The sequence below is a fragment of the Cytobacillus sp. FSL M8-0252 genome (genome assembly GCF_038007345.1).
GTDB classification, from domain to species: Bacteria; Bacillota; Bacilli; order Bacillales; family Cytobacillaceae; genus Cytobacillus; species Cytobacillus kochii.
Genome location: NZ_JBBOWZ010000001.1, coordinates 479,778 through 505,923, shown reverse-complemented (window position 1 = coordinate 505,923; position 26,146 = coordinate 479,778). Strand labels below are relative to the sequence as shown.

The window sequence follows — 26,146 nt, the reverse complement described above, 5'->3', positions numbered from 1 at the left end:
CTATTATACTTTTTTTCACTTACTTCTCTGTTAACATTATGTTACAAAAGCTCTAGTTTTCTATTACAAAAAGATTAATATCTGTAATCGTTATCTATATATAATAAAAAATTTTCTTTTTTAACGAACTGACATTAGGTATCATTCACTAAATAGGACAAATGATTGCCAGCCCATTTTACCTCATTTATATATTTTATACTAGCTAAAATAAATGGCAAGATTAATCATCGCATCGTTTCGATTACAATCGTACGATTTGCCATTAGGTAAATAAAATCAACCAAAAGACCTACCACCTTTATGTATATTCACTTTCTAACCATGCCACATTGACTACTGTCAAAGTAAAAAGAAGCATCCGCACGCCAGTTATTGGCAATGTGCCGTACATGCTTCTTTCACAATTTGAAAACGCTGTGATTCATAGGTAAGGATTATTAAACTTGTTCCCTCAATATCTGGCGCGCCGTTCCAAAATTGATGAACTGGCAGCATGCGACAAATAGAGTAAATAGCTCTCAATGCGACACCATGAGTGACCACTAACACATTCCCACTTGTTAAAGTTAATTCTGCTAGAAAGGCACGCAAGCGATCAATCACAGTTTGAAAGCTTTCACCGTATGGGTTGTCATATTCATTAGGGTGTTGCCAATATTGCGCAAATAATAAAGGATCATTCTCCCAAATTTCCTCTTCAGTTTTCCCTTGCCACTCCCCAAGCATAATCTCCATCAATCGCTCATCTTTAACAATCGCTTCCCCATTTGTAATGATTTGTGCTGTTTCTAATGCTCGACCACTTGGAGAGGAGAAAACCTTTGTAAATTTTGTTTGCGCTAATCTCTGGCCAAGTTTTAAAGCATCTTGCTTACCTTTGTCAGTTAAAGGAGAGTTTAATCGACCTTGCATTCTCTTCTCTATATTCCATTCCGTTTGCCCGTGCCTTGTTATAAAAACAGTTAAACTCATTCCTTCACCTTTACAGGATAAAAATAACCAGTAGCCATTTCTTTTATTTTCTGTTCATTCGCAAGTGTGTAACTAATAATGAAACAGGTTGCAGGACCTGAAGAAGCGAGTAAGTCTAATTCGCAAGTGATATCAGTTAGGGCAAAGACACGATCCTCAAATAATTGATTTAACTCAGCTAATATCCCTTTAGAGCCAACAGGCATGACTGTCACTTTTTCCATATTGGCGAGTTTTGAACATAGCGCTAGCGGAGCTATATGTAGAGCATCATGAATGACGGCTTCTCCTACTAACGGTCTACCGATAACTGCTATCTGATTTTCTTCTGTAAACTCTATCGTATGAATATCTTTACTCGCATGTATTTTTCCCATAACAGATACAGCTGTTGCAGATTGCTTCAACTCAAAGTTACTTTCTGTACTTCCTGTTATAGATAAATCGGTTAGGCCTAGTTCCAGCAAGCCCTTTTCAATTCCTGTTACTAATGATTGCCACACTTGATCTCCAGAAAAATTCTGTAAAATTATCGCTAAGGGCGTTGCACCTATAGCTATACATTCCATCATCGATACCCTTAAAGCATAATAAGCGACATCCTCATAAGAAACTTTAATTAAATCCTCATGCTTTAATCCAATACCACCGCTATTATCACTTGCTATGACAAGTGATTCTTCCTTGTTATATGGAATCACTAGCACATCTCTCATTTGGTATTTTCCATGGATGTTTTTACAGGTTGTGTGATTTTTGCCAATCTTGGAATGAGGATAAGCGCTATAGCTACGTTAAAAATAGAACCAACTAAAAGCGAAGGTACGAGTGCCAAATAAAACGCTTCCCCCATAATAAAAAGAAATGGAAGTGGGGCAGCAAACGAGTTTCCAAGTACAAAGAGAATAGAAGCAATCCATCTATGTCCATTGCGGTAAAATAATGCAAATATATAACTTAGAATGGCCATTTCAATCGCTACTACCAAATGAAATGGCCCCATTGGCAACCCACCTAATAGTGCTGACAATAAATGACCCGTCCCTCCAACGATTGCACCAGCCGGACCTCCTAATAAGGCACTAGCAAGTAGCGCAGGAAATGAATCTAGTGCCACACTAGTGACAATCCCAGCTGGAATCTTAATTGCTGCACCAATCACCGATAGGGCAACAAAAACACTTAGCCATGTTATTTTAATTCCTTTCAAAAGACCCATCACTTATTCCCCTTTTCTTTTACCCCCACGGAACACTTTCGCACTACGTACATATTCTACATCCGGATTCCCTAAGCGAAAGTTGATGACGCGGGCTAATGCAAAAAAGTAATCAGATAAGCGATTTAAAAACATAACAGCTACATCTGGAACAGTATCATCTGTTTTCTTAAGTGATACGACTAATCTTTCTGCTCTTCTTGTGACGGTTCTTGCTATGTGGATAGAAGCAGATGCCTTGGCACCTCCTGGTAAGATGAAACGTTCTAATTCCGGTGCTTCTGCAATAAACACATCAATTCTCTCTTCTAAATAATCAATGGACTCTTGTTTTAGCTTCAGTTCACGTGTCTTTGTTACGTTTGCTAAGTCTCCACCACAGTCAAAAAGTTCATGTTGTATCTTCTCTAAATCATCCAAGACGTCTGCGAATTTTGCTTGATCCAACTCAGTTACAGCCTGACCGACAAAACAATTGACTTCATCAACTGTACCATAGGCTTCAACACGTATATCGTCCTTTTCTACTCTGCCGCCAATAATGCTCGTTTTTCCTTTATCTCCTGTTCTCGTATAAATTCTCATCTAATCGCCCACTCCCTTATTTAATTTTCTGTGCTATACCATACCAAATAATATCCATTTGCGTTGCCTGTTTTGCCATTTTTTGATACACTCGTCCGCAAACATCGCGTAAAAGTCGATCTTTTTCTTCTACTGGTACAATGCCCTTTGTTATATCCGTACCAATTAAGATGACCTTGCGTGTACGTCTGCTGTTTTCCCATGCTGCAAAATCAACGAGGAGTTGCTGTACTCTTTGTTGTATCTCCTCTTCACCACTGTAAGTTAATACATCCTTTACCCAATATTCTATTCCTTCCCATACAATTACACCATCAATATCTGTAAATTTTTCTACTTCAGGTGGTGATGAACTACGGTAGGCGGAATACCAGAAATGGCTTGCTCGGTGAATACCATATTGTTTTTCTACCCATTCTCCCTTTCCGTTATAGGCTCCTCCTGTAACAAAGTGCATATAATCTCTCCCCCTTTCAATTTAACATCGATTTGATAGCCTCCACTATAAGGAATCTTCCAGTCCCAAAAAGCTTTTTTATTTTTCACTTTCGTATGTAATATATGGCGGATCACTCCACCGTGCGTGACAATCGCCATTGTTGAAATTGCTTTCCTCAGCGCTTCTGCTACTAACGAGTCCCACGCGTGATCAAGTCGTTGACTAAATTCACTATAACTTTCACCATTAGGGGGTGATAATGTTTGCCAATGATTTAACCACTTTCGATATGGTTGATGATTCTTTAATTGCTCATACGTACAGCCTTCCCATTCACCGAAGTTAAGTTCTCTCAAATCACTCATCAAGACAAGTGGTTCATCAGGAAATAATTGCTTACTCGTTTCAATACATCTACCTAAATCACTTGTTACAATGATATCGCAAGGTGGGACGATTGGGACGATAGCTTTCGCCGAAACAAGCGGAGAATCACTCCAACCTAGATAGGCTTTCCTCCTATTGGCCTCTGTCATCCCATGACGAAATAATGTGATAACCAAAGAACCATCCATAAACTCCATTCCACTCCTTCCACACATGCACCAATGACATCACCTGTTGTGCCCCCAAACCAACCTACGCTTTTTTGTTTCATGATCATAAATAAGCATAATGAAATGATTAACATGCAAGTAAATCCGAATAAAAGGGAAGGAAAAAAGAAGAACAGCCCTATAGCAACTAGTAAAATATATACACCATATATCACAACACTTCTCGAAGTAGCTGCATCCTGAAACATTTTACCTAACCCACTATTTTTTGCTGTCTTCACCTTCACTAGCATCATGCCCATGACCATACGACTAAAAAAAGGAATACAAGCAATAAAAAAGAAAACAGATGTGCTTTCTAACTTAATAGCAATTTCATAAATAAAAAATAGTTTTGTACCTAATAAGAGAATGACCGATAGCACACCAAAAGCACCCACTCTTGGATCCTTCATCACTTCTAATCGCTTTTGTCGATCACCATAGGAAAAGTATGCATCACTTGCATCCATCCAACCGTCTAAATGAATCCCTCCTGTGACAACGATTAATGTCACCCAAAGAAAAATGGCAGATGCTAATGGCGAAAAAGGAGAAATCATTAATAACAAATAAAATATAAGCGCATAGATGACACCTTGTATGATACCTAACAATGGAAACGTTTTAATCGCGCCATTTAAATGCTTATTATCCATCGGTAATTGGAGAGGAATCGGAATAGCAGTGAAAAATTGTAAATTAATTAATAATCCTTTTAGCCATATTTTCATAAGGTGTGATCCTCTATATCGATGATTTCTTTAAGAAGATTAAAGTCAACATTTGATTTAAAGTGTGCTGCTAGTTCTGCATACTTTTTGTCCTTCTTGGTACTGATATAAACCGGGTCTTTTAAAGGCAAACCTTTATCTACGCGAATCTGATTTAACCAATGTGCACGCCATTCATCGTGATGAAAAACATGATGCATATATGTACCAATAACCTTGCCACCTTTACTTGTATATCCATCATAATGGCCATCCGCTTTTTTCAGAAAATAATGCCTATCATGATTCTCTACTACTGTTTCGCCTAAATGGATTTCATATCCTTTTAATGATTGTACAAATGAGCCTTTTAACTTGGGATGAAGCGTTCCTTCCACTTGAATGGTTGTTTTTTCAGCGATAAAAGTGGTGTCAGCTGGAATTACCCCGAGTCCATTTATCTCCTTCCCTTTAATTCCCGTATCAGCACCATAAGGGTCGGCTAATCGCCTACCTAACATTTGAAAACCACCGCAAATTCCGATGACTCTGCCGCCATTTTCTATATAATGCTTTAACCATTTATCGAGCTTTCTATCACAGAAATATTGCCAATCATGGATCGTGCTTTTCGTTCCTGGTAAAATGACAGCATCAGGCATGCCCATTTCATCACTATGATTAACCCAGCGGAAAGATACATCATCTTCATATAAAAACGGATCCATATCGGTAAAATTGGAAAGATACGGTGGTTTAAATATAGCAATATCTATTGGGTTATCCTTTTTAGAAACTTGTATAGATAAGGAATCCTCTGCATCGATCATATGATGATGTAAATATGGCATCACACCGATAACTGGAATACCACAGTGATCTTCTATCCACTTCTTACCGTCCGCAAATAGAGACAGATCTCCTCTAAATTTATTAATAATAATGGCTTTCACTCGACTTCTTTCGCTTTCTTCTAGTAATGATAACGTCCCAACGATACTTGCAAACACGCCTCCTCGATCGATATCAGCTACTAACAACACAGGCACATCTGCCATTTCAGCCACTTTCATATTGACTAGCTCACGATCTTTTAAATTAATTTCTACAGGAGACCCGGCACCTTCCATCACGATCGCATCATAAGTGTTTTCTAGTTTATTAAGTGCTATCTTAATCGCCTCTAGTCCCTTTTCATAGAAAGAGGCTCTATAGTCACGACCAGACTGAATCGTCTCAGCTTTCCCAAACAAAACGACTTCAGAAGTCGAGTCTGATGTTGGTTTTAAGAGAATTGGATTCATATAGACGGTTGCCTCTATTTTCGCAGCTTCTGCCTGTACACCTTGTGCCCGTCCAATTTCTTTGCCATCTTTCGTTACATAAGAATTATTAGACATATTTTGTGATTTAAACGGAGCAACACGCACACCCTCTTCTACTAAGGCTCGGCATATAGCTGTGGCAATCATACTTTTCCCCACATCAGAGGCGGTTCCAACGACCATTAAGCCTTTCATATTCTTCTCCTCCTTTCATCTGAATGAGACAGCCAGCATCTACTAGATAAGCTTCATCTGCAAGTGTCACGATTTTTTGATGGAGTCGTCCTAACATCTTTCCATACACAAGTACAAGTGGTTCATCACTTATCACATCATGGAATATTTCGTTACTTACGAGAATTAACGTATCGACCTTACTCGCAAGCTCTTTTATTCCTTGGACAAGATTTGCATAAATTTGTTGTTGAAATTCGTAATCAGACCAGCGATTCTCATAAAAAAACTCATTATTAAGCAGAGTTGTTAGGCAATCTAGAAGAATAATATCGTTTGAAGAGAAGTGGGTAGCTAGTTGGTGAACCTTTCTTGGTTGTTCCCATGTCATCCACTTCTTACCACTCTCTTGCCTCTGCTTTTGATGATGCTGAATGCGCAACATCATTTCCTTATCGCTTGGTTGAGCTGTCGCGATGTAATGTAATTGCTTCCCATGGTAGTAAGCCCTATCAATGGCCAATTTCTCAGCAAGCCGACTCTTACCACTTCTCACTCCACCGCTTATAAAGATGATTCGCGCCATCGCTTTAATGCCTCCATCAATCGACTGTTTTCATCCGGTGATTTCATTGCTAGTCTAAGCCAATTTCCTTCCAATCCGGGGAAGTTGTATGTATGCCTTGGAATCAGTCCCTTTTCTAATAAAAAAAGAAAAAGTCTCTCGCTTTCTTTGGAAAATGGATCTTTTAATAAGTAAAAATTGGTAGATGAATCTGAATGTAGGTAATCATTATGTGTTAAAAAAGAAAAGATTCTCTTCCGTTCTACCTTCATCAACTCACGTGTTTCCTTCTGAAAGTTATTATCCTCTATACACAGTAACCCTATTTCCTGCGCTACACTATTGACACTCCAATGCGGTTGTATTGCCCTTAAGTCAGTTATAAATTGTTCATTCGCGAGCACATATCCTAAGCGAATCCCAGGAATGGCAAACATTTTAGTCATAGAGCGAATAATAACTAACTGATCGTACTGCAGTAATAACGGAGAGATCGGTTCATATTCATCCACAAAATCATAAAAAGCTTCATCGACAATGAGGTAAACACCTAGACATTCTGCAGCTTCAATCAAACGTTTGATTGAAGCTTTCGAGAAGTATTTACCCGTCGGATTATTCGGGTTCGTCAAAAAAACTACATCAATCTCCTTAAAAGTAGCTATCAAACCTTCAATATCTAAATGCCAGTTCTTATTTAAGAAGAAATAGTCAATTTCACACGCATTCGCTCGGCAAGCTGTCTCATATTCGGAAAAAGCAGGTTGGACAATCATTACACGCTTTCTTGCAAATAACTGTCCAATCATTGAGATGATTTCGGCTCCACCGTTGGCAATGAGAACATTTTCTTTTGGAAGTAATGTGGTTTTACTGATACGCTCTGTTAATCTTGTGGCAAACGGATCGGGGTATTCGTATAATGATGAAAGTAAGCTTGACCATTGCCTTTTTACAGCTTGTGGAGGCCCTAATGGGTTAATATTCGCGCTAAAGTCAATTGTCTTTGCGGGCATATCTAACTTTAATACTTCGTATAAATATTGTGGATTCGCACCATGCTTAGGCCATTGCAATCAAAACACCCCCTAGCCATAAGATAAAGAGATACAGTGGAATGGTCTTAGTAATAATAGTATTCGCCTCTACAATATGATTCCTTGATAATGGCATATTAGCTTCCCCCATCGTGGCACGATAAGAAACATGCCCTTCATATGTATTTTTACCACCTAATTGAACTCCTAATAAATAAGCCACAGCTGCTTCTCCCCAGCCACTATTGGGGCTTGGATGTTTTTTCGCATCGCTCATCACTAATCGGAAGCTCTCTTTCTTTCGAATAAATCTCGGCTTATTCACGAGAAGCATACAAAATGCTGTCAGTCTACTCGGTACCCAGTTCACCACATCATCAAGCTTTGCAGACGCCCAGCCAAAATCAATGTATTTCTCATTTTGATAACCGACCATTGAGTCACAAGTGTTAATAGCGCGATAAACTAATGCAAATGGTGCACCACCAATTAATGCAAAGAACAACGGGGCAGTAATCCCATCACTTGTATTTTCTGCTACTGTTTCAACTGTTCCCCTAACAATCTCCGCTTCATCTAGCTCTTCTGTATCCCTACCAACAATATATGAAAGCTTTTGCCTTGCTTCACTTATTTGTTCCTTCTTTAAAGGCTCGTACACTTCTATTGCCGCTTCCTTTAAACTCTTTTGGGCGATGGTAGTTGCGATTAACACCGCCTCAAATAATATTCCAACGATAGGGTGGACAGCATAAGCAATCACCACAATACTTATCGATATAACTAATACAATCAATAAGACTGTTGTTATCATAGCTACACCTTTCCATTTTCTATGCGCCCCTATATTCCATTTATTCCTTAAAAATCCTATTAAAGAACCCATCCACTTTACAGGATGCGGCCATTGCGGTGGGTCACCTATGAATCGGTCAATGACCACTGCTATTGTTAATGCGATTAAATGTTCAATCATCATCTGTTTCCTTTTTTCTTTTACGACTCTTGTGAATCGCTTTTTGTGTACATTCGTAAATACCTTTTCCAATTATTTTTCCTAGGGGTGTAACTGTTCCAGCGAAATCTATTTTCTCTCCACTTTGTGTTGCAGCAACTAATATACTATCCGTAGATGTGCCCGTGGCAACTGTCCCCGTTTCTTTGTCTCTTACTTCTAAATCCATTAATACTTTTGCTTTCGCTTCAGTTGCCGTCATCATTGCTTGAATAAATGCCTCTTCAGAAAGATGACCATTGACAAATATCCAACTATTTATAGTGCCTGGGGTTACTACCTCTTTATGTTTGCTCGCCATCGAAGCATCGACAGCGTTTCCTACACCTGCTGTGACCACGATCAACACAGAGAACAGATCCATTTCGTAAAATTCGTAGATCACATCATCCGTATATACCGCTGTCATCATACCAACCGTTTCCGAAGGCTCAAACCCTTTTTCTATAAGAAAATCTACCATCTCCTCATAAAAATCATCACAGTTATAACTTTTATCAACATGGCGATTAACAAATGTTTGATACCAGCCAATACCAGAACCAACAACACCTGATGACATTACCCTTAGAGGTTGGGCAGACTGAAGTGTAATATATTCTGCATTCACCATTAATATAGCAGGTGTAATAATCTCTTCATTATGCCATTTCTCCTCAGGTATTAGGACTACTTGAGGTGCTGGTACTTTCGGGTGGCCGTGCTTCTTCACTTCAGTCTCATAAACTTCTATAATACGTGCTTCTTGCAATACTTCATTAGGTTTATCATTGCAGACTATTTTTCCATCATTTAATAAAACGATTTGATCACAATATAAACCGGCTAAATTTAAATCATGAAAAATGGATATGACCGTTAAACCCTTTTTCTCAGTCCATTCTTTTAACATATCTAGCAATTCTTTTTGATAGGATAAGTCTAAATGATTGGTTGGCTCATCAAGTAATAATATTTCTGGTTCTTGTGCGAGACTTTGTGCCAAAAACACACGTTGTCTCTCTCCACCTGATAGCTCAGTAATATTTTTATGTGCAAAATGCTGTACGCCTGTTTGTTTCATCGATCGTTGAACCACTTCTTCATCATCTTCAGACCATGTTTGGAACCAGCCACTTTGATGAGCATAGCGACCAAGTGATACAATTTCCTTTACTGTATAAGAAAAACTATGTTCGGCATGTTGAGGTAGGACAGCAACGATTTTCGCTATTTCCTTCGTGTTATAATTTTGTACTGGTTGATCTTTTAAATAAACTTCACCAGATGTGACCGGTATAAGACCACTTAGCATCTTTAAAACTGTCGACTTGCCGCTCCCATTCGGTCCAAGTATGCCGAATAACTGTCCTTTCTCTACTTCAAAGGAAACATCATGAATGACCTGCTTGCCTCCATAACCACCGTTAATTTTTCGTAAGCTATACATCATCACATTATCCTCTGCCTTCCGCTCTTCTTTTAATTAGAATGATAGCAAAAACTGGTGCACCAATTAACGCAGTAATGACACCAATAGGTAACTCAGTAGGTGAAATGACTGTTCTTGCAAATAAATCAGCAAGTATTAAAAACCCCGCACCTGTCATCATCGATAAAGGAAGCAAGTGTCTATGGTCTGGTCCCCATAGCAATCTGGTCAGATGCGGAATGACTAAGCCGACAAATCCGATTGTACCTGACACTGCTACAGCGGCACCAGTTAAAATCGATCCGGCAATTAAGACCATCATCTTACGTTTCTGTACATTCACCCCGATATGACGAGCTCTTTCTTCGCCGAATGACATCGCATTTAATTCCTTGCTATTGGCAATAAGCATCGCAGAACCAATGATAAAGAAAGGAAGGATGATTTGAACATAGTCCCAACCTCTCATCGATACGCTTCCTAACAACCACCCAATAATCTGTCTCAGTTCATCCCCGGTTAAAGCAATCATTAAGGAAATAAATGCACCTAGAAAAGAACTGAAGATAATACCGGTTAAAATGATTGTCTCTACTCTCATGCCACGATCAATTTGTCGCGCAAAGAAAAGGACAACAATTATCGTTAGAAAAGCTGTTGTAATACTAAATAACGGTAAAGTAAAGGTGCCAACAAACGGAATGGATAAACCGAGAAAGATCGTTAATACAGCACCAACAGAAGCTCCTGAAGACACCCCCAATGTATAAGGGTCTGCTAAAGGGTTCCTTAATAAACCTTGAAAGGCAGCACCTGCTATTGCAAGTGATGCCCCGACGAAGCCCGCCAATACGACTCTAGGCAAGCGAATATTCATAACAATATTACTATGCATTGGATTAACATCATTACTTATCGGTAAACGTAAGATTTCCGCTCCAATGATATTGAATATATCTAACGGTAGCACTGAAACAGTCCCTATAGAAATCCCCATCATCATTGCTACACATAAGAAAACGAACGCACAGAGATAAGCAACACCTCTATTATTTAAATACTTCTGGGTAAATCGCTTTTGCAAGCTCCTCTACTCCTTCTACAAGTCTAGGACCTGTACGAGTTACCTTATCAGAGTGCACATCATAGACTTGCTTCTCTTTAACGGCTGTTACATCTTGCCAACCTTCTCGACTTAAAAGGGTTTCTACCGCATTTTCCGTATAATACCCGTATGTAGTAATAATCACATCAGGATTTTTTTCGATGACAGCTTCCTCGTCAATTTGTGGCCAACCTTCTTCTTCAATTACATTTTCCGCTTGGATCAAATTGAGCATATCATCAATAAATGTTTTTTGACCGGCAGTATATAAAGAAGGAGCTGCAGAGATTTCTACAAAGACAGATTTTTTCTCTTCAACAGACTTTGCTTTTTCTTCAATTTCTGCCAAACGGGTTTTCATTTCCTCAACTGTTTGATTTGCTTCTTCTGTTGCTCCTGTTGCTTTACCAATCATTTCTATGGAATCATATACTTCTTCAAAATTCTGTGCATCATTGACAATAAGAACAGTAATACCAGCATCTCTTAATTGATCTAAGCCTTCAGTACTATTATGCGCTCCTGAATTATGTGCTAATACAACATCTGGATTTAAAGCAATAATTGCTTCTACATTAAATTCTTGTCCACCGATTTTTTCAATATCAGCTACTTCTTCTGGATAATTATCAAAATCAGATACACCGACTACCTTCTCACCTAACCCTAATTCGAAAGCGATTTCAGTATTACTCGGGATTAATGAAACAATCGCTTCTGGTTCCTCTTCAATCACCACTTCTTGATCCGCAGCATCCGTTAATGTTACAGGAAAAGCGCTAGTTTCAGTACTCTCTTCAACCTTCTCTTCTCCATCTTTTTTCGGTTCAGCTGTGTCATTCCCACATCCAGCAAGAATACCTGCTGATAGTAGAATCGAGACTAAAAATAAATACCATTTCTTCATGATTGACCCTCCTTAAAATATAAAACATCCCCATTAGTAGGAGATGTTTGGAAGGAATAATCACGACAAAGAAGCCTTACCAAACACCCCCTATCCTCGTAGGTTACAGTGTTTATGGAAGATAGGCAGGTTTCCTGGCTTATGGTTTATAATCAAAGGCTCCTCCTATACAACATATATAGCAGTTTTCTTTGTTTATTAACCAGTTACAGTGGCGGGACCGCATTGGTTTTACACCAATTTCCCCTATTAAGTCAAAAATTGACACCTATTTCCTTAAATCTACAATTTTCTGTCGATTTTATTATACCTTATCATATTTTGTGGTGCATTATTATTTTTATGAATCAGTTACTTGCCATTCTTTCAGTTTTTTATCAAAAACCAATCTCGCGTCTGGAGTGGCTTCCTTCCTCATTGCTTCGAACTCATCATACATATCATCCATATTAGCGAAATCTCCAACTGTCCAGAGCGGTATATTAATTTTTGTACGTGTCTGCTCACTCTGTTCAAAAGAAATTACCAGGCCTTCCTTCATTAAATTTCTTAATGCCCTTAACGCGCCTTCTGGAACTTGCGGATATGTTTTTTTCTTTTTTAGGCCTAATAAAGATTTTTCTACTTTTAAATGCTCCATCTTCATAGCAGCAACGTCGCCAAGCATTTTGTAAAAGTCCTGCCAGTCTCGGTAATAGACCTTATTTAACCAACCGTCATCATGCGCTAAATAACAATAACGATTGCTTAAATGGTTATAGAAAGGTTTCTTTAAATGCTCCTTTACATGACTAAGATATAGGAGCTCAGCAATTGCTTGAGCAGGCAATTCATTTAACGATTCTTCCTCCTCGAAATCTATCCAGCAAAAATCACCATAACTATAAACATCTTCGTTTATTAGTGCTGGCAGGTCTTCATGAGCCACCCAATCAAACATGGTATGTACATTCAGTTCCCCATTATCATACTGATGCTTCACTAATAGAAGATGCCCTGTCCTGTTCTGTAATGATTGCATAAACTCAGAAAATTCAATTCCATAAGAAATAACGGACTGGTCCTTTTCGTTTAATAAGATATAGATGAGATCTCGAACACTATGATTTTTCTTTCGCAATTTAGAAACCTCCGAACTGAAAATAGAAAGACGAAGAGCAAATTAAATTGTACCACCTTTGTTATTACCCTCATACCACACAACTATTTCGTTTTACTGCAATAATTTATACTAACTACATGTAAATCATAAACAACCGATACAATGCGTCATTTCATCCATTTCATTTTAGCAAAGATAAGGAAATACGATTATTAAAAAAACATTACAAAATAACTATTTCAATTCCTGAGTTTTGTTCATACCCTAAAAAACCTTTTTATATCAAACCAATGATAACAATCCACTTCTAACACATACTATGAAAATAACTAATGGATTAGCATACAATCTTAACTTTTAAATCATACATTACTTTAAGAAATCATGATTTTCCCAGTAAAAGAATGGTAAGATAAGCATATAATCTCCGTTTACAATTTAAGGTATATCCTCGGTTGAAAGGACTTGAGCTTTATGATTCAGACGATGACAGAAAACCAAATCGCTTTATTGATCATCAAAGCATTAAAAGATAATAAACAAAAAGAATTTAACAGGATTTTAGATGAACTGCAACCGTATGATATTGCTCAAGCTTATGATCATCTGCCTGAAAAGCATAAGAAGCGCTTCTTATTATTTATGACTGCTGACCGCCTTGCCCAGTTGCTAGAGGAATTGAATAAAGACATGCAGCTTGAGGTTTTAAATAAATTAGAAAATGAGAAAACAGGAAAAGTCTTGGATCTAATGGACAATGACGACCTCGCCCTTTTACTTCATGATATGTCAGCTGAGAAAATAGAAGGTCTCCTTGCCGGTATGAAACAAAGTGAATCTCGCATCATTCAGAATATGATGACCTATCCACCAGAAACTGCCGGGCGCTTAATGACTAACCGTTTTGTATGGATTCGTGATTATTACACAGTCCGAGAAGCAGTAGAGAAGTTAAAATCCTTTGCAGAATATGCTGAAACGATTAATTATTTATACGTGATAGATCAAGACAGAAAATTAGTTGGGGTTGTCTCTCACCGTGACTTACTAATCGCAGAGCCCCTCGAGGTTATCCAAGACATTATGTATGAACGGGTCATCTCAGCTGCAGTGACGACAGACCAAGAAGAAGTTGCAAACATGGTCTTAAAATATGATTTTCTTGCTATTCCAATTGTGAATGAAGAAAATGTGCTAATGGGTATTGCCACTGTTGATGACTTGATGGATGTTGTTGTCCAAGAAGCGAATGAAGATATTGAAAAACTATCCGCTTCCGGTAAGGCAATTGACTTTGATACGAAAGCTTTCGTCGCCGCTTATCGAAGGTTACCGTGGCTCATCCTTTTATTATTCATCGGCATTATTTCAGGCAGTATCATAAGCGGGTATGAGGCTACTTTATCGCAAGTCGTAGCCCTCGCCTTTTTCATGCCCATGATTTCTGGTATGACAGGTAACACAGGTACGCAATCATTAGCTGTAGTTGTCCGAGGGCTTGTATCCAATGATCTAAATAAAAAAGTGGTTACGAAACTGATTCTTAGGGAATTAGGGGTAGGCGTGATTATTGGTGTCACTTGTGGTATTTTAATCGCACTGATTGCATTTTTTTGGCAAGGAAATATTTATTTAGGCTTAGTTGTCGGAGTTTCCCTACTTCTTACTTTAATTATCGGGACACTTTCGGGAGCAACTATTCCTTTACTATTATACAAATTCGGGATAGACCCAGCCATAGCTTCCGGGCCTCTTATTACAACATTAAATGACATTTTCTCACTTGTTACGTATTTTGGTATTGCCACAATGTTTATTTCCTACTTAACTTAACATTACTTTTTTATTTTATATTGTAAATAAGGAAACTCTTTCTCAATTCGGTACGTCTATATATACGTTTAAACATATTCCTTTGCAGAAGATCCCTAATGGTTTTTTTCTGTTCGTAGCATTACCTGAATGTATAAAATAAAGATAGGTGTTTATATATGGATCGTATACAAAATAAGAATGATCGCTTTGATTGGACATTAGCCCTGATATTATTTTTGTTCTGCATCATTAGTTGCACTGCTATTTATAGCGGGCAAACAACAGCGCAGTATCCAGATAACTTCGTGCTACAACAAATAATCTTTTATAGTGTAGGTATGATTGTTATCGCCACCATTATGTACTTTGATTCTGATCAGATAAAGCGAATGACCTGGATCTTATTCGGTATCGGCACAATACTTCAAGCAGGACTTTTTATCGCACCAGAGTCCCTTGCATATGAAGTAAAAGGAGCTAAGCTCTGGTACAACGGTCTACCAGGACCTTCTTTGCAGCCATCCGAGTTCTTTAAAATATTTCTTATCCTCGCACTAAGTAAAGTAATTGTAGATCATTATGCAAAATACACCATGAAAACGGTAAAAAATGACCTTATACTGTTTATTAAGCTTGGGCTCGTTACTTGTGTTCCGCTAGGACTAATCATTTTAGAAGATTTGGGTACGGCGCTCGTTATTATCGCTATTTTCACGGGGATTCTACTTGTGTCTGGTATTACTTGGAAAATTATCCTCCCTGTTTACGGAACAGTTGCTGCTGTAGGTGGAACCATCATCTATTACATTATTTGGGCTCCTGAAACATTATTAAAGTATCTATCAGTGGATAACTACCAATTGATGCGAATTTATGCTTGGTTAGATCCGTATACACATAAACAAGGAGCTGGCTTACAACTGTACAATTCTCTTCATGCTATCGGCTCGGGAGAATTGGGTGGTAAAGGTTTTTATGAGAGACAAGTTTATATCCCCGATGTTCACACAGACTTTATTTTCAGTGTCATTGGCGAAGAATACGGCTTTATTGGTGCAAGTGTCGTGATATGCTTATATTTTATACTTATTTTCCACTTAACGAAAATTGCCTTATCAGTCAATGACCCATTTAATACTTATGTCTGCGTTGGCGTTATTAGTTATATAACGTTCCATGTATTTCAAAATATCGGGATGACCATTCAAGTATTACCGATTACAGGTATTCCTCTTCCTTTCATTAGTTATGGGGGTAGCTCCTTAATCGGAAATATGATGGCTATGGGGCTTATTTTTAGCATTAGATTTCACCAGAAGAGTTATATGTTCCAAGACAGCTCTAAATATTATCGTGCATCTTAAGGTTGCTTTTTTAACAATTTAGCGTATAATAATGGAAAATCAAACGGAAATTCAGTGACGAAGAGAGTAGATGTAGGTGAATTCTAAAGCGAAGCAGGGATGGTGAGAGCCTGCAAGAAAAGCCACATTGAAGCGCACTTCGATAGAAGCATGGCAGAATCCAAGTAGGTCATGTCGGTTGTTCGCCCCGTTACAGGCAAGTAGTAAAGGGGTTCGTCACGAACAATTAGAGTGGTACCGCGGGTTTAAGGCTCGTCTCTCAAATTATGAGAGACGGGCTTTTTTATGTTTTCCTATATTTTTGGAGGTGAAAAAGGTGATAGATATGAAAAAGACAATCAGTTCATGTATTCAAGTTGCAATAGATAACGCCTTAAGTGAAGGTGAGATTCGTCGCTTGTTAGAAACGCCTAAAACATCCGAACATGGCGATCTCTCTTTCCCATGTTTTGCACTAGCAAAGATTTATAAAGAAAACCCAAATCTATTAGCAAAAGACTTAACAGGAAAGCTAACTCATGAATGGATAGATCATGTTGAAGCAGTTGGGCCATATGTAAATATATTTTTTAATAAAAAAGCAATCAGTCAACTCATTATTCAAGCCGTACTACATCAAGGAGAGAATTACGGACAATCAGGAAGCGGTAAAGGTAAGACAATCGTATTAGACTACTCTAGCCCAAATATCGCCAAACCATTCTCAATGGGGCATCTACGTTCGACAGTCATTGGTCATTCCCTTGCACTTATAGCAGAAAAGCATGGATATGATACAGTTAAGATTAATCATTTAGGCGACTGGGGCACACAATTTGGCAAACTCATTACCGCCTATAAGCATTGGGGAAGTGAAGCTTTAATTAAAAAGGAGCCAATTAAGGAATTACTCCAATTATACGTAAAATTTCACCAGAAAGCTGAGGAACATCCCCACTTGCATGAAGAAGCAAGAGCTTGGTTCAGAAAACTTGAACTTGATGATGCGGAGGCAAAGCAACTTTGGTCTTGGTTTAGAGACGAATCTTTAAAAGAATTCGAGAAAACCTATCAACTGCTCGGTGTCTCTTTTGACTCTAATTATGGGGAGGCCTTTTATAACAATCAAATGAACGCGGTTGTCGATACACTGCAACAATCTGACTTGCTATCTACCTCTGATGGAGCAGAAATCGTACCCTTATCAGATGAAAATCTACCTCCTTGCTTAATTAAGAAATCAGATGGAGCGACTCTTTATGCTACACGCGATATTACGGCAGCCATTTATCGTAAACAAACATACCAATTTGATGAGGCTCTCTATATCGTTGGTCCAGAGCAGTCCATCCACTTCCAACAAGTCAAAGCCGTATTATCTAAAATGGGGCATTCCTGGGCGACACATATCCATCACATCCCATTTGGGTTGTATTTACAAGAAGGTAAGAAGATGTCGACAAGAAAAGGTCGTGTCATATTATTAGAGGAAGTATTACAAGATGCCATACAATTAGCTTCAGAGAATATTGAACAAAAAAATCCTCATCTAAAGAACAAAGATGAGGTAGCTAAAGCTGTTGGTGTAGGAGCAATCATTTTCCATGATTTAAAGAACGAACGAATGAAACAAATAGAATTTTCTTTAGAAGACATGTTAACATTCGAAGGGGAAACCGGTCCGTATGTACAGTATACCCAAGCTAGAGCGCAATCTATTTTACACAAAAGTCAGCAACAGACTTATAAAATAGAAGGTCTATCAAGTGAATACGCTTGGCAAGTAGCTAAACTTTTATCCCTTTATCCAGATAAGCTCGTCCTTGCCCATGAAAAATCAGCACCGTCCATCATTGCCAAATATTTAATTAGTCTAGCGCAAAGCTTTAACAAATACTATGCTAACGAAAAAATACTTCATAAAGATGAACATTTATCTTCGAGACTCGGTCTTGTCAAAGCAGTAACAATCATCTTAACTGACGGCCTGCATTTACTTGGTATGAAGGCACCTCAGGAGATGTAATTTCACCTTGTACATCAGCTCCCTCTTTAGCCAATTGGGAGCTATATGATTGAATGAAACAAAAGTCTACAGTTAGTTACCACTATATATCCGGCGGCTACAATATGTAGCCTTTTTAAAAAATGCAATCTACCAGGAAAGAGCTAGAAACAGGCTTACTTCGTCATATTTCTAATCCATACTAAACCAAAGCCTACCCTGTATGTCCCTGTTTAAGAGTACCCTTTTTCTTCTCGCCAATGAGCAATATGTCTTTTCCCTAGAACAGTGAAAAAGTAGAGAAGATAAAGAACAACGATGATTAATCCAAAAACATTTTGTTCAAATGCCTTAAGTGCCACACTCAAAATCGTCGTTAAGTATAGAAATGATAGTAATGTAGTAATTTCTTTGTTTTCAAAAACATCGGTTGATCTAGCTCCGAATTGAGAACCTAGTAGCCCACCAGCAAGTAAGAATATCCCCATAAAATAATTAATTTCTACAGTGAATGCGTAGGATAAGAAACCTGCTGAAACAATAAATAGGACTGCAAATAAGCTCGTTCCTACCGCCTCCTTAGGTAACATACCTAGAAAGGCAATCGACATTGGTACAATAATAAACCCTCCACCTACACCTAAAGAAGTGGAAACAAACCCTGCAAACAAGCCGATTAAAACCATTTTTAATATGGAAGGTTGAACTAACCCGCTCACTCCTTGCTGCGCACTTTTCTTCTTAAACATTTGGACAGAAAAGAAAGAAAGCAACACAATATACATAACAGGAATCGCCCATTCATCTAACTGATGAGCATCTAAAAAGACAACAAAAGGATGGGCAATTTGGGTAGCAATGATCCCACTCACCCCTAAAATAATCCCTGCTTTCCAATTAATATTTTTTAATTTTATATGACCGATAATCCCAGAAGATGAACTCCCAATTGTAAATAACAAACTTGTCGCAATTGCCTCAATAGGGGCAAGTCCAATGAGCATTAATAATGGTGTTAATATAAACCCTCCACCGATGCCAAAAAAACCTGACAACACACTAATTAAGGCACCTAGTAGAAAAAACAATATCAATTCCACAATTCCATCACCTTTCTATCAAACAACCATCCCCATCATACCCCATAGTAATGAAAAGAAAAAGTGCACATATAATTTCTAAAGGACAAACCACGTAATCTTAAAAAGGGGTTTTCATATATGCAAGAAATTTTACATTTACTTAAAGAATGGTTATTGGAATATGGTGTGTTTGGACTTTTTTTCGTTTCGTTCGCTGACTCTTCTTTCTTCCCCATTCCTCCTGATTTACTTTTGATTCCAATGGGACTAGCAGACAGTGATCATGTGTATTGGTACGCTTTTCTCACTACTTTCGCTTCTGTTATCGGTGCAATCTTTGGCTGGTATATCGGATTACGAGTTGGCAGGCCTGTCCTACGAGCACTTTTTAAAGAGCAACAAATCATGAAAGTAGAACTGTACTTTCAAAAGCTTGGTCCATTGGCCATTCTGATATCTGCCTTTACACCCTTACCGTTTAAGATATTTACGATTTTATCTGGCATCTCAAAAATGAAAATACAGACCGTTGTATTATGGGCAACGATTGGAAGAGGCGCAAGGTTTTATTTTGAAGCTTTTCTCATCCATCAATTAGGCAATAAAGCTGTACCTTTCATAAAAGACCACTTTACGGCATTGACCATTTATATGGCTATATTCATTATTATTATCTTCATCACAACACACTATATCAAAAACAGATTAAATTAATTCCTTAATTATAATTATTATAATTAAGTATTGATTTTAATTTTAAATCAGTTATAATATAGTTAAGACAAAACATTCTTGAGGAGATGACTAAATAATGATTACATTAGATACGAAATTAAACGCTGCCCTAAATACACAAGTTGCTAACTGGAGCCTACTTTATACGAAGTTGCATCGCTATCACTGGTATGTAACAGGTCCACACTTTTTTACACTACATGAAAAATTTGAAGAGTTATATAATGAGGCAGCTGAGGTAGTCGATGAAATGGCTGAACGCATTCTTACAATCGGTGGCAAACCAGTTGCGTCAATGAAAGAATATCTTGAGGTAGCTACACTAAAAGAAAACCTTGATGAAAAATCAGCAGAAAAAATGGTTGAGAACTTAATCAGTGATTATCAACAGTTACGTGCTGAATTAAAAGAGATTACAAAGCTGGCAGATGAAGAAGAGGAACCAGCAGTTGAAGATTATGCAGTTGGCTTAATTAATTCTTTAGATAAACATATTTGGATGCTTAATGCCTATCTAGGCTAAGTACAATAGAAATAAAAAAGAAGCGAGCGAAATAGACTAATAGTTTTTCAGTCTATTCACAATCGCTTCTTTTTTATTTAGCTGTTCCCCCTTATAATAAACATAAGACAATCAACGACTGTTTAAAGGAGGCAACAAATGTTCAACAATGTCATTCAATCAGAAGAAGAATTAGAAGCTCTATTCACTCCCCCAAGTAAAGGAGCTGCTAATAAGGTCATATCTATAATCGATGAACATTGCAAAGACTTTCTTGCTCGTTCACCGTTTCTTTTTTTAGCAACAACGAATAAAGACGGGCAATGTGATAACTCACCACGTGGAGATTATCCTGGGTTCGTACAAGTATTAGATGAGAAGCATCTAGTTATACCTGATAGACCTGGTAACAGAAGATTAGATAGTATGCACAACATATTAAAGAACCCACATGTTGGATTATTATTTATCATTCCTGGATTAAATGAAACATTAAGAATTAACGGAAAAGCTGCAATTATTCAAGATGAAGATATCTTAGCTAAAATGGCCGATAAAGGAAAGGCACCTCTCTTAGGAATCGCTGTGGAAGTTGAAGAGTGTTTCCTCCATTGCGCTAACTCATTTAACCGAGCCGGTATTTGGAAGCCTGAAACTTGGCTTGCAAAAGAGGACCTTCCTTCACCCGCGGAAATGTTCGCTGCACATATTGCTACAAATGTTATAGAAAAAGTATAATTTTTTTTTAATAGGTTTATAGGTTCCTGCTGAAATGATCTTTTAGGAGGAACCTCATTACTTTTTAGTACATCCCAAATGAAACGGATTTACAATTCCAACTTCATCCCCTCATGCGTTGCTTTAAACCCTATTTTCTCATAAAAATGTTTCGCTTTAGAGCGTTGCTTATCTGTTGTTAATTGTACGAGCCGCGCTCCTTTTTCTTTCGCTCTAACTATGGCCTCTTTTATAAGGGCTTCACCAAAACCTTTTCCTCTAAATTCACTTGCTATGCGGACACCTTCAATGATTGCTCTCCAGGATCCACGATAGGTTAAATAAGGGATATAGGTCAATTGACAAACACCGACAACCTTCTCATCCCATTCTGCTACTATTAGTTCATTATGTTTATCTTTGCTAATCGCTTCAAACGCCTGCTCATATGCCTGATGCAGGGGGATGGACACATCTTCTCTACCTGTTCCTAACATATCATCTGCTAATAATTGAACAATTCTTTCTAAGTCCTCTCTTTTTGCCTCTCGAAAGATAATCATACCAACACCTCCTCTCTTATCTTACTTCCCTCATCATCGCTTTAAAAGAATGCCGTGATAACCCGCATATCCATCCACATATAGATATCCTTCAAACGGAGAGAGGAATCTCTTCGGATGCTTACTCGCTCTTGTTTAATGATAATCAAACAAGATAATCGGATCGGGCCTGGATGTTTGCCAATACGCCAAAAGAAGCTCAAGCAAGTGCTGTAACGTATAGTATTGTAGAAAAAGACGAAAGAAAATGGAATAATTCCTTATGAGTATTTGAAGTTCCTGTTTACAGAGACGCCATTCTTCCATGGTCCAAGTCATTGGCAGCCTCTTGTTTTACGAAAACGAATAAATAAATCATAAAACAATCCCCACCTAATGAAAAGGTGGGGATTATTTGACACTTACAATTGCAGCACCTGTTAATAATTACACTATTTGTGAAAATTATTATTATTTATACTCCTAATTATTGTAATTTAAAGAAATTTATGTTATTTTTATACTCGTGGTAAACAAATAATAGAAAGTAGGGATGAAATATGAAAAAGAAAATGACAAAACTTATTTGCTCGGCATTGGTAGTTGGTTCAATTGGATTAGGTGCAAATACAGCGTTTGGGGCCTCTTTCGGAAATTCTTCTAGTGGAGCCTCTACTAAAGAAGTTCTTGAAATTAGGTATAATGGGGCTGCCTGGAATTACTCTAGTTCGGCTTATAGGTCTACTTCGTTTAAATACTCACGAAATGGTAAAACTTTAATGAACAAAACCGCCTATTCTAGTAAAGTGACAGGTTCTGTTTGGGACGATTTAAGATGGGGAGACAAGTATACTACGAAATTTTCTTGGAGTCGTGGAGCAAAAAAATAATTTTCTATAATTTTAATATTCATAATTTTTTTGTAATATAATATAGGAAATCGTTCGGGCCTGATAGGTACTTTTCTACAGGGCCCGATTCGACTTTTAAATCTTATAAAATACCGCATTACTTTAATTATGAATAATAACTACGTAGTTGATGTCAACTAAAAGGTGATACTATTGAAATATTCTTTATTTAGATTTATCGACGTTATCGAGGCTTTTGCTATTTACCTAATGTGTTTTTCTACAAATTTAATATTTACTTATGTAAAAACTTTGGATTTAGGAGATTCTTATATTTTAAGAACTTTTTTAGAAAGTATTATAGAGTATCAGCTTTTAATAAATATTTTTCTTACATTTGTTATGATAGTATTTCACTATCAATTTTTAAATCGTAAGAAAACAGAAATATCCTGCCGAATACTTGTAGGAGATACTATGGTAAATGTTGTGATTCGGTATATCTTGAATAGTCTAGCTATATTAGTGTTTAGTTTTTTACTATCACTCTTATTAAACTTCTATTTAGAGTTGAATATAACCAGTAATCTCTACTTAGTTTTTATTTTTATTATATATATATTAATTAGTGCAGGTAAGGTGGAAAAAGAATGAGAATTTTACGTTTTTTTATACTTAAAATATTTTTAAAAAGACCGTTACTTGTTTTGGGTATGATAACATTGCTTTTGTTAGCCAATTATCTTTCTTTTACTACTGTTCGTTCAGTTATATCAACTTTTCAAGGCTATGAAGAAATGGAAAAACTGAATCAAGAAGGGACTATTATTGCTAATCTAGATCCAGATAGTGAAGCTGATTTTAATAGAATTAAGATTGAAGATACACAAAAAGTATATGAATACTTAAACAACAATTACACTTATGCTCTGCGAGTCGATGGTTTTGTTACTTTATTGCCTAATGAACATCAGATGGAAGTTCCTTTTAATTATATCGATGAAGAGGCTTATAAGATAAATCAATTGGAATTATCTCAAGGAGACCACTTAAATTTCAATTATAAATTTAATAAAGATGACATACCTGTTTTAATAGGTGCAGGTTTAGCCAAAACATATCCTGTAGGGTCAAATATTGAGATTACGGATCCTGTGACCCAACAACTAGTTAATTTAAAAGTTCAAGGAGTTTTGAAGAAGAATGCTCAAAGTTCTAATTTTTATGCTCCCAATTCAAAGAATTATCATAACTTCTCAATTTTTCTACCTATTAATGAAGAATTTATTCAAAATGCGGGTCTTGACCTCCACGTTAATGGTTTAATGGATCTTATACTTCTAAATTCTACAAAAGAAGAAGCAATGAATTTAAGAGAAAATATCAAGGAAAATCTAGGTTTAGAATTTAACTTTTTTAATCAACAAGAAAATTTTGAGTTTTTTGAAGATTATTATTTAAATTCATTAATAATCATCTGTACTATCACCCTTATTTTAACTATAATCATTGTAGGTCTAGCTATATGGAATAATTTAGTGAGTGTTCGATTAATGATAAGAGATTTTACAATCAATTTATTAGTTGGATTAAGTTATTCAAAACTAAGAGCAATTTTCTATAGCTATTTTGGAATGTTGTTCTCTATTATTCTAGTCATAGTATCTGTGATCACCGCTTATAATAGATACGGCTCTTGGTTAAGAAACGATTCAACTTTTGCTACTTACGGAATACTTGGTTTAATAAGTATGGATTGGATGGCTTTACTTATTGTTCTTTTTATAGATGTTATTATTGCATTTGTGATTGTTGAACTTACGATAAAAAAAATCAAAAGTATTCCGATATCCGTAGGGGTGTTACAATGAATAGTATAATTAAGCTAGAAATCCAGAAAAAAACATTCAAGAAGAAAAATTTTTCTATTCTAAATGACTTTGATTTGGAAGTAAAACCTGGGGAAAGACTTTCTATTATAGGAGAGTCTGGAGTTGGAAAAACTTCTTTGCTTAATATTCTTGGTCTACTTGATACAGACTATCAAGGGAATTATAAGCTTTTTGATTCACCTGTTAATGATTTATCCCGAAATAAACTAGCTGAGTGGCGTAATCAAAAAATTGGTTTTGTTCTCCAGGAGTCCTCGCTTATTAATTCTTTAACCATAGAGGACAATATTAAACTGCCGCTTATGTATGGTAACGTTGAAAAAGACCTAACTGTACAAGAGCGATTTAAACGGATTACTAATAAAATTGGGATAGAGTCCATTTTGGAAAAAAAACCACTTGATTGTTCTGGGGGTCAGCGATCTAGAGCTGTTTTTGCTAGGGCTGTAATTATGAATCCCCAAATAATTTTATCAGATGAGCCAACTGCATCTTTAGATTTAGAAAATAAAAATAAAATTATCAATCTACTATTTGATATGAATAAAGAATTTAATACTACTATCATTACAGTGACTCATGATTTAGATGTAGCCAATCGTCATGAACGAATAATTACTCTCGAAAGGAATGAATAAAATGGGATTCCTTACAATGGTCATGTCATTCATCCTTGGCATATTCTTCACCATTCTTGGCACTTCTCGCAGAAAACGTCATTTGTTGTATAAGTTTTTATTAGCGCTAGGAATTATTCTCATTCTTTTTGCTGTTTATCTAGGATGGCCTAAATAAGAATCATAATCATTATAGATCATTAAATGAGTTATATTTAGTATCTGAGTGAAACGTTTATTTTATTTACGCAGCTTTTTTAGTGAACTGAAAAGCACATAGACATCCATATAAATAAGTAATCGATGAGCCAAATAAATTATCTTTCTCTTGGGATACTGACGGATGGGTTGTCACCTTTTTACTAGAAGAAGTAGACAATAGCACAAAATTCACACTCATTCATAGTGGTTGGAAAGAAGCGAATACAATTCTTACTAAACCAAATGAAAAAAGCGAAATTATTCGTGAACGTATGAATAATGGATGGGAAGCCATCGTGCAAAAACGTTTAAGGACGGCAATAGAGCAATCATGACAGCAATTAAGCACGACGTTTTTCAGGCAATTGCTGACCCTACTAGAAGACATGTTCTCCAGCTACTTTCAAAAGAAGAACTATCTATCGCTGCAATCAGTGCTCATTTTCCAATCAGTCGCACGGCGGTAGCCAAACATCTGCATATTCTCTCTGATGCCAACTTAGTGAAGAGCCACAGGAAAGGCAGAGAAAACATCTATCATATTAATCCAGAACCTTTAACAGAAGTAAGCCAGTGGCTGCATTATTATGAACAATTCTGGAATAACAAACTCACTAAATTAAAGTTTATTGTCGAGAATGATAGAGAAGAGTAGTCCTAGTAAAGAAGCGAAAAT

General features: G+C 36.9%; 28 protein-coding genes, 2 pseudogenes, 1 riboswitch and 1 other annotated feature. Of the genes and pseudogenes, 11 read left to right on the top strand and 19 right to left on the bottom strand.

The annotated features are described in order from the left end of the window. Positions 1–372: 372 nt before the first annotated feature. The 15 genes from MKX83_RS02630 to MKX83_RS02560 form a co-directional block, all read right to left on the bottom strand. The gene (locus MKX83_RS02630) at positions 373–975 is read right to left on the bottom strand and encodes a histidine phosphatase family protein (RefSeq protein ID WP_341053894.1); all 603 of its coding nucleotides are present in this window, start codon (positions 973–975) and stop codon (positions 373–375) included. Beyond that, entirely contained in the window at positions 972–1,691 is a 720-nt protein-coding gene (locus MKX83_RS02625; protein WP_095370837.1) for an ATP-binding protein, read from the bottom strand. The genes MKX83_RS02630 and MKX83_RS02625 overlap by 4 nt, the downstream gene beginning before the upstream one ends. After that, positions 1,688–2,194, bottom strand: a complete 507-nt coding sequence (locus tag MKX83_RS02620; protein ID WP_341053891.1) for an ECF transporter S component — start codon at positions 2,192–2,194, stop codon at positions 1,688–1,690. Before MKX83_RS02620 ends, MKX83_RS02625 begins: the two co-directional genes overlap by 4 nt. 3 nt (positions 2,195–2,197) lie before the next feature. Then, complete coding sequence (locus MKX83_RS02615; protein ID WP_095370838.1) at positions 2,198–2,779, bottom strand: cob(I)yrinic acid a,c-diamide adenosyltransferase; 582 nt, start codon at positions 2,777–2,779, stop codon at positions 2,198–2,200. 16 nt (positions 2,780–2,795) lie between these two features. Next, positions 2,796–3,236: a bifunctional adenosylcobinamide kinase/adenosylcobinamide-phosphate guanylyltransferase gene (locus MKX83_RS02610; RefSeq protein ID WP_095370839.1), complete on the bottom strand. Its 441-nt coding sequence runs from the start codon at positions 3,234–3,236 to the stop codon at positions 2,796–2,798. Beyond that, entirely contained in the window at positions 3,188–3,793 is a 606-nt protein-coding gene (locus MKX83_RS02605) for a histidine phosphatase family protein (RefSeq protein WP_157733816.1), read from the bottom strand. The genes MKX83_RS02610 and MKX83_RS02605 overlap by 49 nt, the downstream gene beginning before the upstream one ends. Next, positions 3,751–4,548, bottom strand: a complete 798-nt coding sequence (cobS, locus tag MKX83_RS02600) for an adenosylcobinamide-GDP ribazoletransferase (protein ID WP_341053890.1) — start codon at positions 4,546–4,548, stop codon at positions 3,751–3,753. Before cobS ends, MKX83_RS02605 begins: the two co-directional genes overlap by 43 nt. Continuing rightward, the gene (locus MKX83_RS02595) at positions 4,545–6,047 is read right to left on the bottom strand and encodes a cobyric acid synthase (RefSeq protein ID WP_341053889.1); all 1,503 of its coding nucleotides are present in this window, start codon (positions 6,045–6,047) and stop codon (positions 4,545–4,547) included. The genes cobS and MKX83_RS02595 overlap by 4 nt, the downstream gene beginning before the upstream one ends. Further along, positions 6,013–6,612: a bifunctional adenosylcobinamide kinase/adenosylcobinamide-phosphate guanylyltransferase gene (locus tag MKX83_RS02590; RefSeq protein WP_307315454.1), complete on the bottom strand. Its 600-nt coding sequence runs from the start codon at positions 6,610–6,612 to the stop codon at positions 6,013–6,015. The genes MKX83_RS02595 and MKX83_RS02590 overlap by 35 nt, the downstream gene beginning before the upstream one ends. Beyond that, positions 6,591–7,667 carry a threonine-phosphate decarboxylase CobD gene (gene cobD / locus MKX83_RS02585; protein WP_341053888.1) on the bottom strand — a complete coding sequence of 359 codons (1,077 nt, stop codon included), beginning with the start codon at positions 7,665–7,667 and terminating at the stop codon, positions 6,591–6,593. Before cobD ends, MKX83_RS02590 begins: the two co-directional genes overlap by 22 nt. Next, positions 7,654–8,607 carry an adenosylcobinamide-phosphate synthase CbiB gene (gene cbiB, locus MKX83_RS02580; RefSeq protein WP_322910313.1) on the bottom strand — a complete coding sequence of 318 codons (954 nt, stop codon included), beginning with the start codon at positions 8,605–8,607 and terminating at the stop codon, positions 7,654–7,656. The genes cobD and cbiB overlap by 14 nt, the downstream gene beginning before the upstream one ends. Further along, positions 8,597–10,072 carry a heme ABC transporter ATP-binding protein gene (locus tag MKX83_RS02575; RefSeq protein ID WP_341053886.1) on the bottom strand — a complete coding sequence of 492 codons (1,476 nt, stop codon included), beginning with the start codon at positions 10,070–10,072 and terminating at the stop codon, positions 8,597–8,599. Before MKX83_RS02575 ends, cbiB begins: the two co-directional genes overlap by 11 nt. 7 nt (positions 10,073–10,079) lie before the next feature. Beyond that, a complete protein-coding gene (locus MKX83_RS02570) occupies positions 10,080–11,138 on the bottom strand; it encodes a FecCD family ABC transporter permease (RefSeq protein WP_095370847.1) in 1,059 nt (352 codons plus the stop codon). Then, entirely contained in the window at positions 11,104–12,066 is a 963-nt protein-coding gene (locus tag MKX83_RS02565) for an ABC transporter substrate-binding protein (protein WP_341049592.1), read from the bottom strand. The genes MKX83_RS02570 and MKX83_RS02565 overlap by 35 nt, the downstream gene beginning before the upstream one ends. Before the next feature lie 107 nt (positions 12,067–12,173). Next, positions 12,174–12,353: riboswitch (cobalamin riboswitch) on the bottom strand. A gap of 53 nt (positions 12,354–12,406) precedes the next feature. Further along, the gene (locus MKX83_RS02560) at positions 12,407–13,186 is read right to left on the bottom strand and encodes a hypothetical protein (RefSeq protein WP_224938147.1); all 780 of its coding nucleotides are present in this window, start codon (positions 13,184–13,186) and stop codon (positions 12,407–12,409) included. Between the two features lie 456 nt (positions 13,187–13,642). On the opposite strand from MKX83_RS02560, the gene mgtE reads away from it, so the two are divergent. From mgtE to argS, 3 genes are all read left to right on the top strand, one after another. Then, positions 13,643–15,001, top strand: a complete 1,359-nt coding sequence (gene mgtE / locus MKX83_RS02555; RefSeq protein ID WP_095370850.1) for a magnesium transporter — start codon at positions 13,643–13,645, stop codon at positions 14,999–15,001. Between the two features lie 158 nt (positions 15,002–15,159). Further along, entirely contained in the window at positions 15,160–16,347 is a 1,188-nt protein-coding gene (locus MKX83_RS02550) for an FtsW/RodA/SpoVE family cell cycle protein (protein ID WP_341053885.1), read from the top strand. A 45-nt stretch (positions 16,348–16,392) separates the two neighbouring features. Next, positions 16,393–16,610, top strand: a binding site (T-box leader). A 56-nt stretch (positions 16,611–16,666) separates the two neighbouring features. Then, a complete protein-coding gene (gene argS / locus MKX83_RS02545) occupies positions 16,667–18,352 on the top strand; it encodes an arginine--tRNA ligase (RefSeq protein ID WP_445293174.1) in 1,686 nt (561 codons plus the stop codon). A gap of 212 nt (positions 18,353–18,564) precedes the next feature. On the opposite strand, the gene MKX83_RS02540 is transcribed toward argS, so the two are convergent. Beyond that, positions 18,565–19,431: a sulfite exporter TauE/SafE family protein gene (locus MKX83_RS02540; protein ID WP_307315469.1), complete on the bottom strand. Its 867-nt coding sequence runs from the start codon at positions 19,429–19,431 to the stop codon at positions 18,565–18,567. Between the two features lie 120 nt (positions 19,432–19,551). Here MKX83_RS02540 and MKX83_RS02535 point away from each other — a divergent pair, with 120 nt between their 5' ends. From MKX83_RS02535 to MKX83_RS02525, 3 genes are all read left to right on the top strand, one after another. After that, positions 19,552–20,127 (top strand): YqaA family protein, encoded by a 576-nt coding sequence (locus MKX83_RS02535; RefSeq protein ID WP_095370853.1) that lies wholly within the window; start codon positions 19,552–19,554, stop codon positions 20,125–20,127. A gap of 97 nt (positions 20,128–20,224) precedes the next feature. Further along, positions 20,225–20,671 (top strand): Dps family protein, encoded by a 447-nt coding sequence (locus tag MKX83_RS02530; RefSeq protein ID WP_095370854.1) that lies wholly within the window; start codon positions 20,225–20,227, stop codon positions 20,669–20,671. A gap of 138 nt (positions 20,672–20,809) precedes the next feature. Then, positions 20,810–21,388 carry a pyridoxamine 5'-phosphate oxidase family protein gene (locus tag MKX83_RS02525; RefSeq protein WP_307315475.1) on the top strand — a complete coding sequence of 193 codons (579 nt, stop codon included), beginning with the start codon at positions 20,810–20,812 and terminating at the stop codon, positions 21,386–21,388. A gap of 89 nt (positions 21,389–21,477) precedes the next feature. Here the strand turns inward: MKX83_RS02525 and MKX83_RS02520 are convergent, their stop codons facing one another. The 3 genes and pseudogenes from MKX83_RS02520 to MKX83_RS24575 all read right to left on the bottom strand — a co-directional run bounded on the left by MKX83_RS02520 (position 21,478) and on the right by MKX83_RS24575 (position 22,248). Next, a complete protein-coding gene (locus tag MKX83_RS02520) occupies positions 21,478–21,930 on the bottom strand; it encodes a GNAT family N-acetyltransferase (protein WP_307315479.1) in 453 nt (150 codons plus the stop codon). A 54-nt stretch (positions 21,931–21,984) separates the two neighbouring features. Further along, positions 21,985–22,092 (bottom strand): annotated as a pseudogene (locus tag MKX83_RS02515) (IS66 family transposase); the annotation flags it as partial. After that, positions 22,066–22,248: a hypothetical protein gene (locus MKX83_RS24575; RefSeq protein WP_370873341.1), complete on the bottom strand. Its 183-nt coding sequence runs from the start codon at positions 22,246–22,248 to the stop codon at positions 22,066–22,068. The pseudogene MKX83_RS02515 and the gene MKX83_RS24575, both read right to left, overlap by 27 nt. Positions 22,249–22,469: 221 nt before the next feature. On the opposite strand from MKX83_RS24575, the gene MKX83_RS02510 reads away from it, so the two are divergent. The 5 genes and pseudogenes from MKX83_RS02510 to MKX83_RS02490 all read left to right on the top strand — a co-directional run bounded on the left by MKX83_RS02510 (position 22,470) and on the right by MKX83_RS02490 (position 26,125). Then, a complete protein-coding gene (locus MKX83_RS02510) occupies positions 22,470–22,799 on the top strand; it encodes a hypothetical protein (protein ID WP_224938155.1) in 330 nt (109 codons plus the stop codon). Positions 22,800–23,410: 611 nt separating this feature from the next. After that, positions 23,411–24,631, top strand: a complete 1,221-nt coding sequence (locus MKX83_RS02505; protein WP_307315482.1) for a peptide ABC transporter permease — start codon at positions 23,411–23,413, stop codon at positions 24,629–24,631. Further along, the gene (locus MKX83_RS02500; RefSeq protein ID WP_307315485.1) at positions 24,628–25,290 is read left to right on the top strand and encodes an ABC transporter ATP-binding protein; all 663 of its coding nucleotides are present in this window, start codon (positions 24,628–24,630) and stop codon (positions 25,288–25,290) included. Before MKX83_RS02505 ends, MKX83_RS02500 begins: the two co-directional genes overlap by 4 nt. 278 nt (positions 25,291–25,568) lie before the next feature. Next, positions 25,569–25,805 (top strand): annotated as a pseudogene (locus tag MKX83_RS02495) (SRPBCC family protein); the annotation flags it as partial. Continuing rightward, positions 25,802–26,125, top strand: coding sequence for an ArsR/SmtB family transcription factor (locus MKX83_RS02490; protein ID WP_251163042.1), 324 nt, complete (start codon positions 25,802–25,804; stop codon positions 26,123–26,125). The pseudogene MKX83_RS02495 and the gene MKX83_RS02490, both read left to right, overlap by 4 nt. Positions 26,126–26,146 lie beyond the last annotated feature (21 nt).

Bases quoted from the DNA above. Each gene is read 5' to 3' on its own strand.
- MKX83_RS02630 (WP_341053894.1), bottom strand. From the start codon at position 975: ATGAGTTTAACTGTTTTTATAACAAGGCACGGGCAAACGGAATGGAAT.
- MKX83_RS02625 (WP_095370837.1), bottom strand. From the start codon at position 1,691: ATGAGAGATGTGCTAGTGATTCCATATAACAAGGAAGAATCACTTGTC.
- MKX83_RS02620 (WP_341053891.1), bottom strand. From the start codon at position 2,194: ATGGGTCTTTTGAAAGGAATTAAAATAACATGGCTAAGTGTTTTTGTT.
- MKX83_RS02615 (WP_095370838.1), bottom strand. From the start codon at position 2,779: ATGAGAATTTATACGAGAACAGGAGATAAAGGAAAAACGAGCATTATT.
- MKX83_RS02610 (WP_095370839.1), bottom strand. From the start codon at position 3,236: ATGCACTTTGTTACAGGAGGAGCCTATAACGGAAAGGGAGAATGGGTA.
- MKX83_RS02605 (WP_157733816.1), bottom strand. From the start codon at position 3,793: ATGGATGGTTCTTTGGTTATCACATTATTTCGTCATGGGATGACAGAG.
- cobS (WP_341053890.1), bottom strand. From the start codon at position 4,548: ATGAAAATATGGCTAAAAGGATTATTAATTAATTTACAATTTTTCACT.
- MKX83_RS02595 (WP_341053889.1), bottom strand. From the start codon at position 6,047: ATGAAAGGCTTAATGGTCGTTGGAACCGCCTCTGATGTGGGGAAAAGT.
- MKX83_RS02590 (WP_307315454.1), bottom strand. From the start codon at position 6,612: ATGGCGCGAATCATCTTTATAAGCGGTGGAGTGAGAAGTGGTAAGAGT.
- cbiB (WP_322910313.1), bottom strand. From the start codon at position 8,607: ATGATGATTGAACATTTAATCGCATTAACAATAGCAGTGGTCATTGAC.
- MKX83_RS02575 (WP_341053886.1), bottom strand. From the start codon at position 10,072: ATGTATAGCTTACGAAAAATTAACGGTGGTTATGGAGGCAAGCAGGTC.
- MKX83_RS02565 (WP_341049592.1), bottom strand. From the start codon at position 12,066: ATGAAGAAATGGTATTTATTTTTAGTCTCGATTCTACTATCAGCAGGT.
- mgtE (WP_095370850.1), top strand. From the start codon at position 13,643: ATGATTCAGACGATGACAGAAAACCAAATCGCTTTATTGATCATCAAA.
- MKX83_RS02550 (WP_341053885.1), top strand. From the start codon at position 15,160: ATGGATCGTATACAAAATAAGAATGATCGCTTTGATTGGACATTAGCC.
- MKX83_RS02535 (WP_095370853.1), top strand. From the start codon at position 19,552: ATGCAAGAAATTTTACATTTACTTAAAGAATGGTTATTGGAATATGGT.
- MKX83_RS02530 (WP_095370854.1), top strand. From the start codon at position 20,225: ATGATTACATTAGATACGAAATTAAACGCTGCCCTAAATACACAAGTT.
- MKX83_RS02525 (WP_307315475.1), top strand. From the start codon at position 20,810: ATGTTCAACAATGTCATTCAATCAGAAGAAGAATTAGAAGCTCTATTC.
- MKX83_RS02520 (WP_307315479.1), bottom strand. From the start codon at position 21,930: ATGATTATCTTTCGAGAGGCAAAAAGAGAGGACTTAGAAAGAATTGTT.
- MKX83_RS24575 (WP_370873341.1), bottom strand. From the start codon at position 22,248: ATGACTTGGACCATGGAAGAATGGCGTCTCTGTAAACAGGAACTTCAA.
- MKX83_RS02510 (WP_224938155.1), top strand. From the start codon at position 22,470: ATGAAAAAGAAAATGACAAAACTTATTTGCTCGGCATTGGTAGTTGGT.
- MKX83_RS02505 (WP_307315482.1), top strand. From the start codon at position 23,411: ATGAGAATTTTACGTTTTTTTATACTTAAAATATTTTTAAAAAGACCG.
- MKX83_RS02500 (WP_307315485.1), top strand. From the start codon at position 24,628: ATGAATAGTATAATTAAGCTAGAAATCCAGAAAAAAACATTCAAGAAG.
- MKX83_RS02490 (WP_251163042.1), top strand. From the start codon at position 25,802: ATGACAGCAATTAAGCACGACGTTTTTCAGGCAATTGCTGACCCTACT.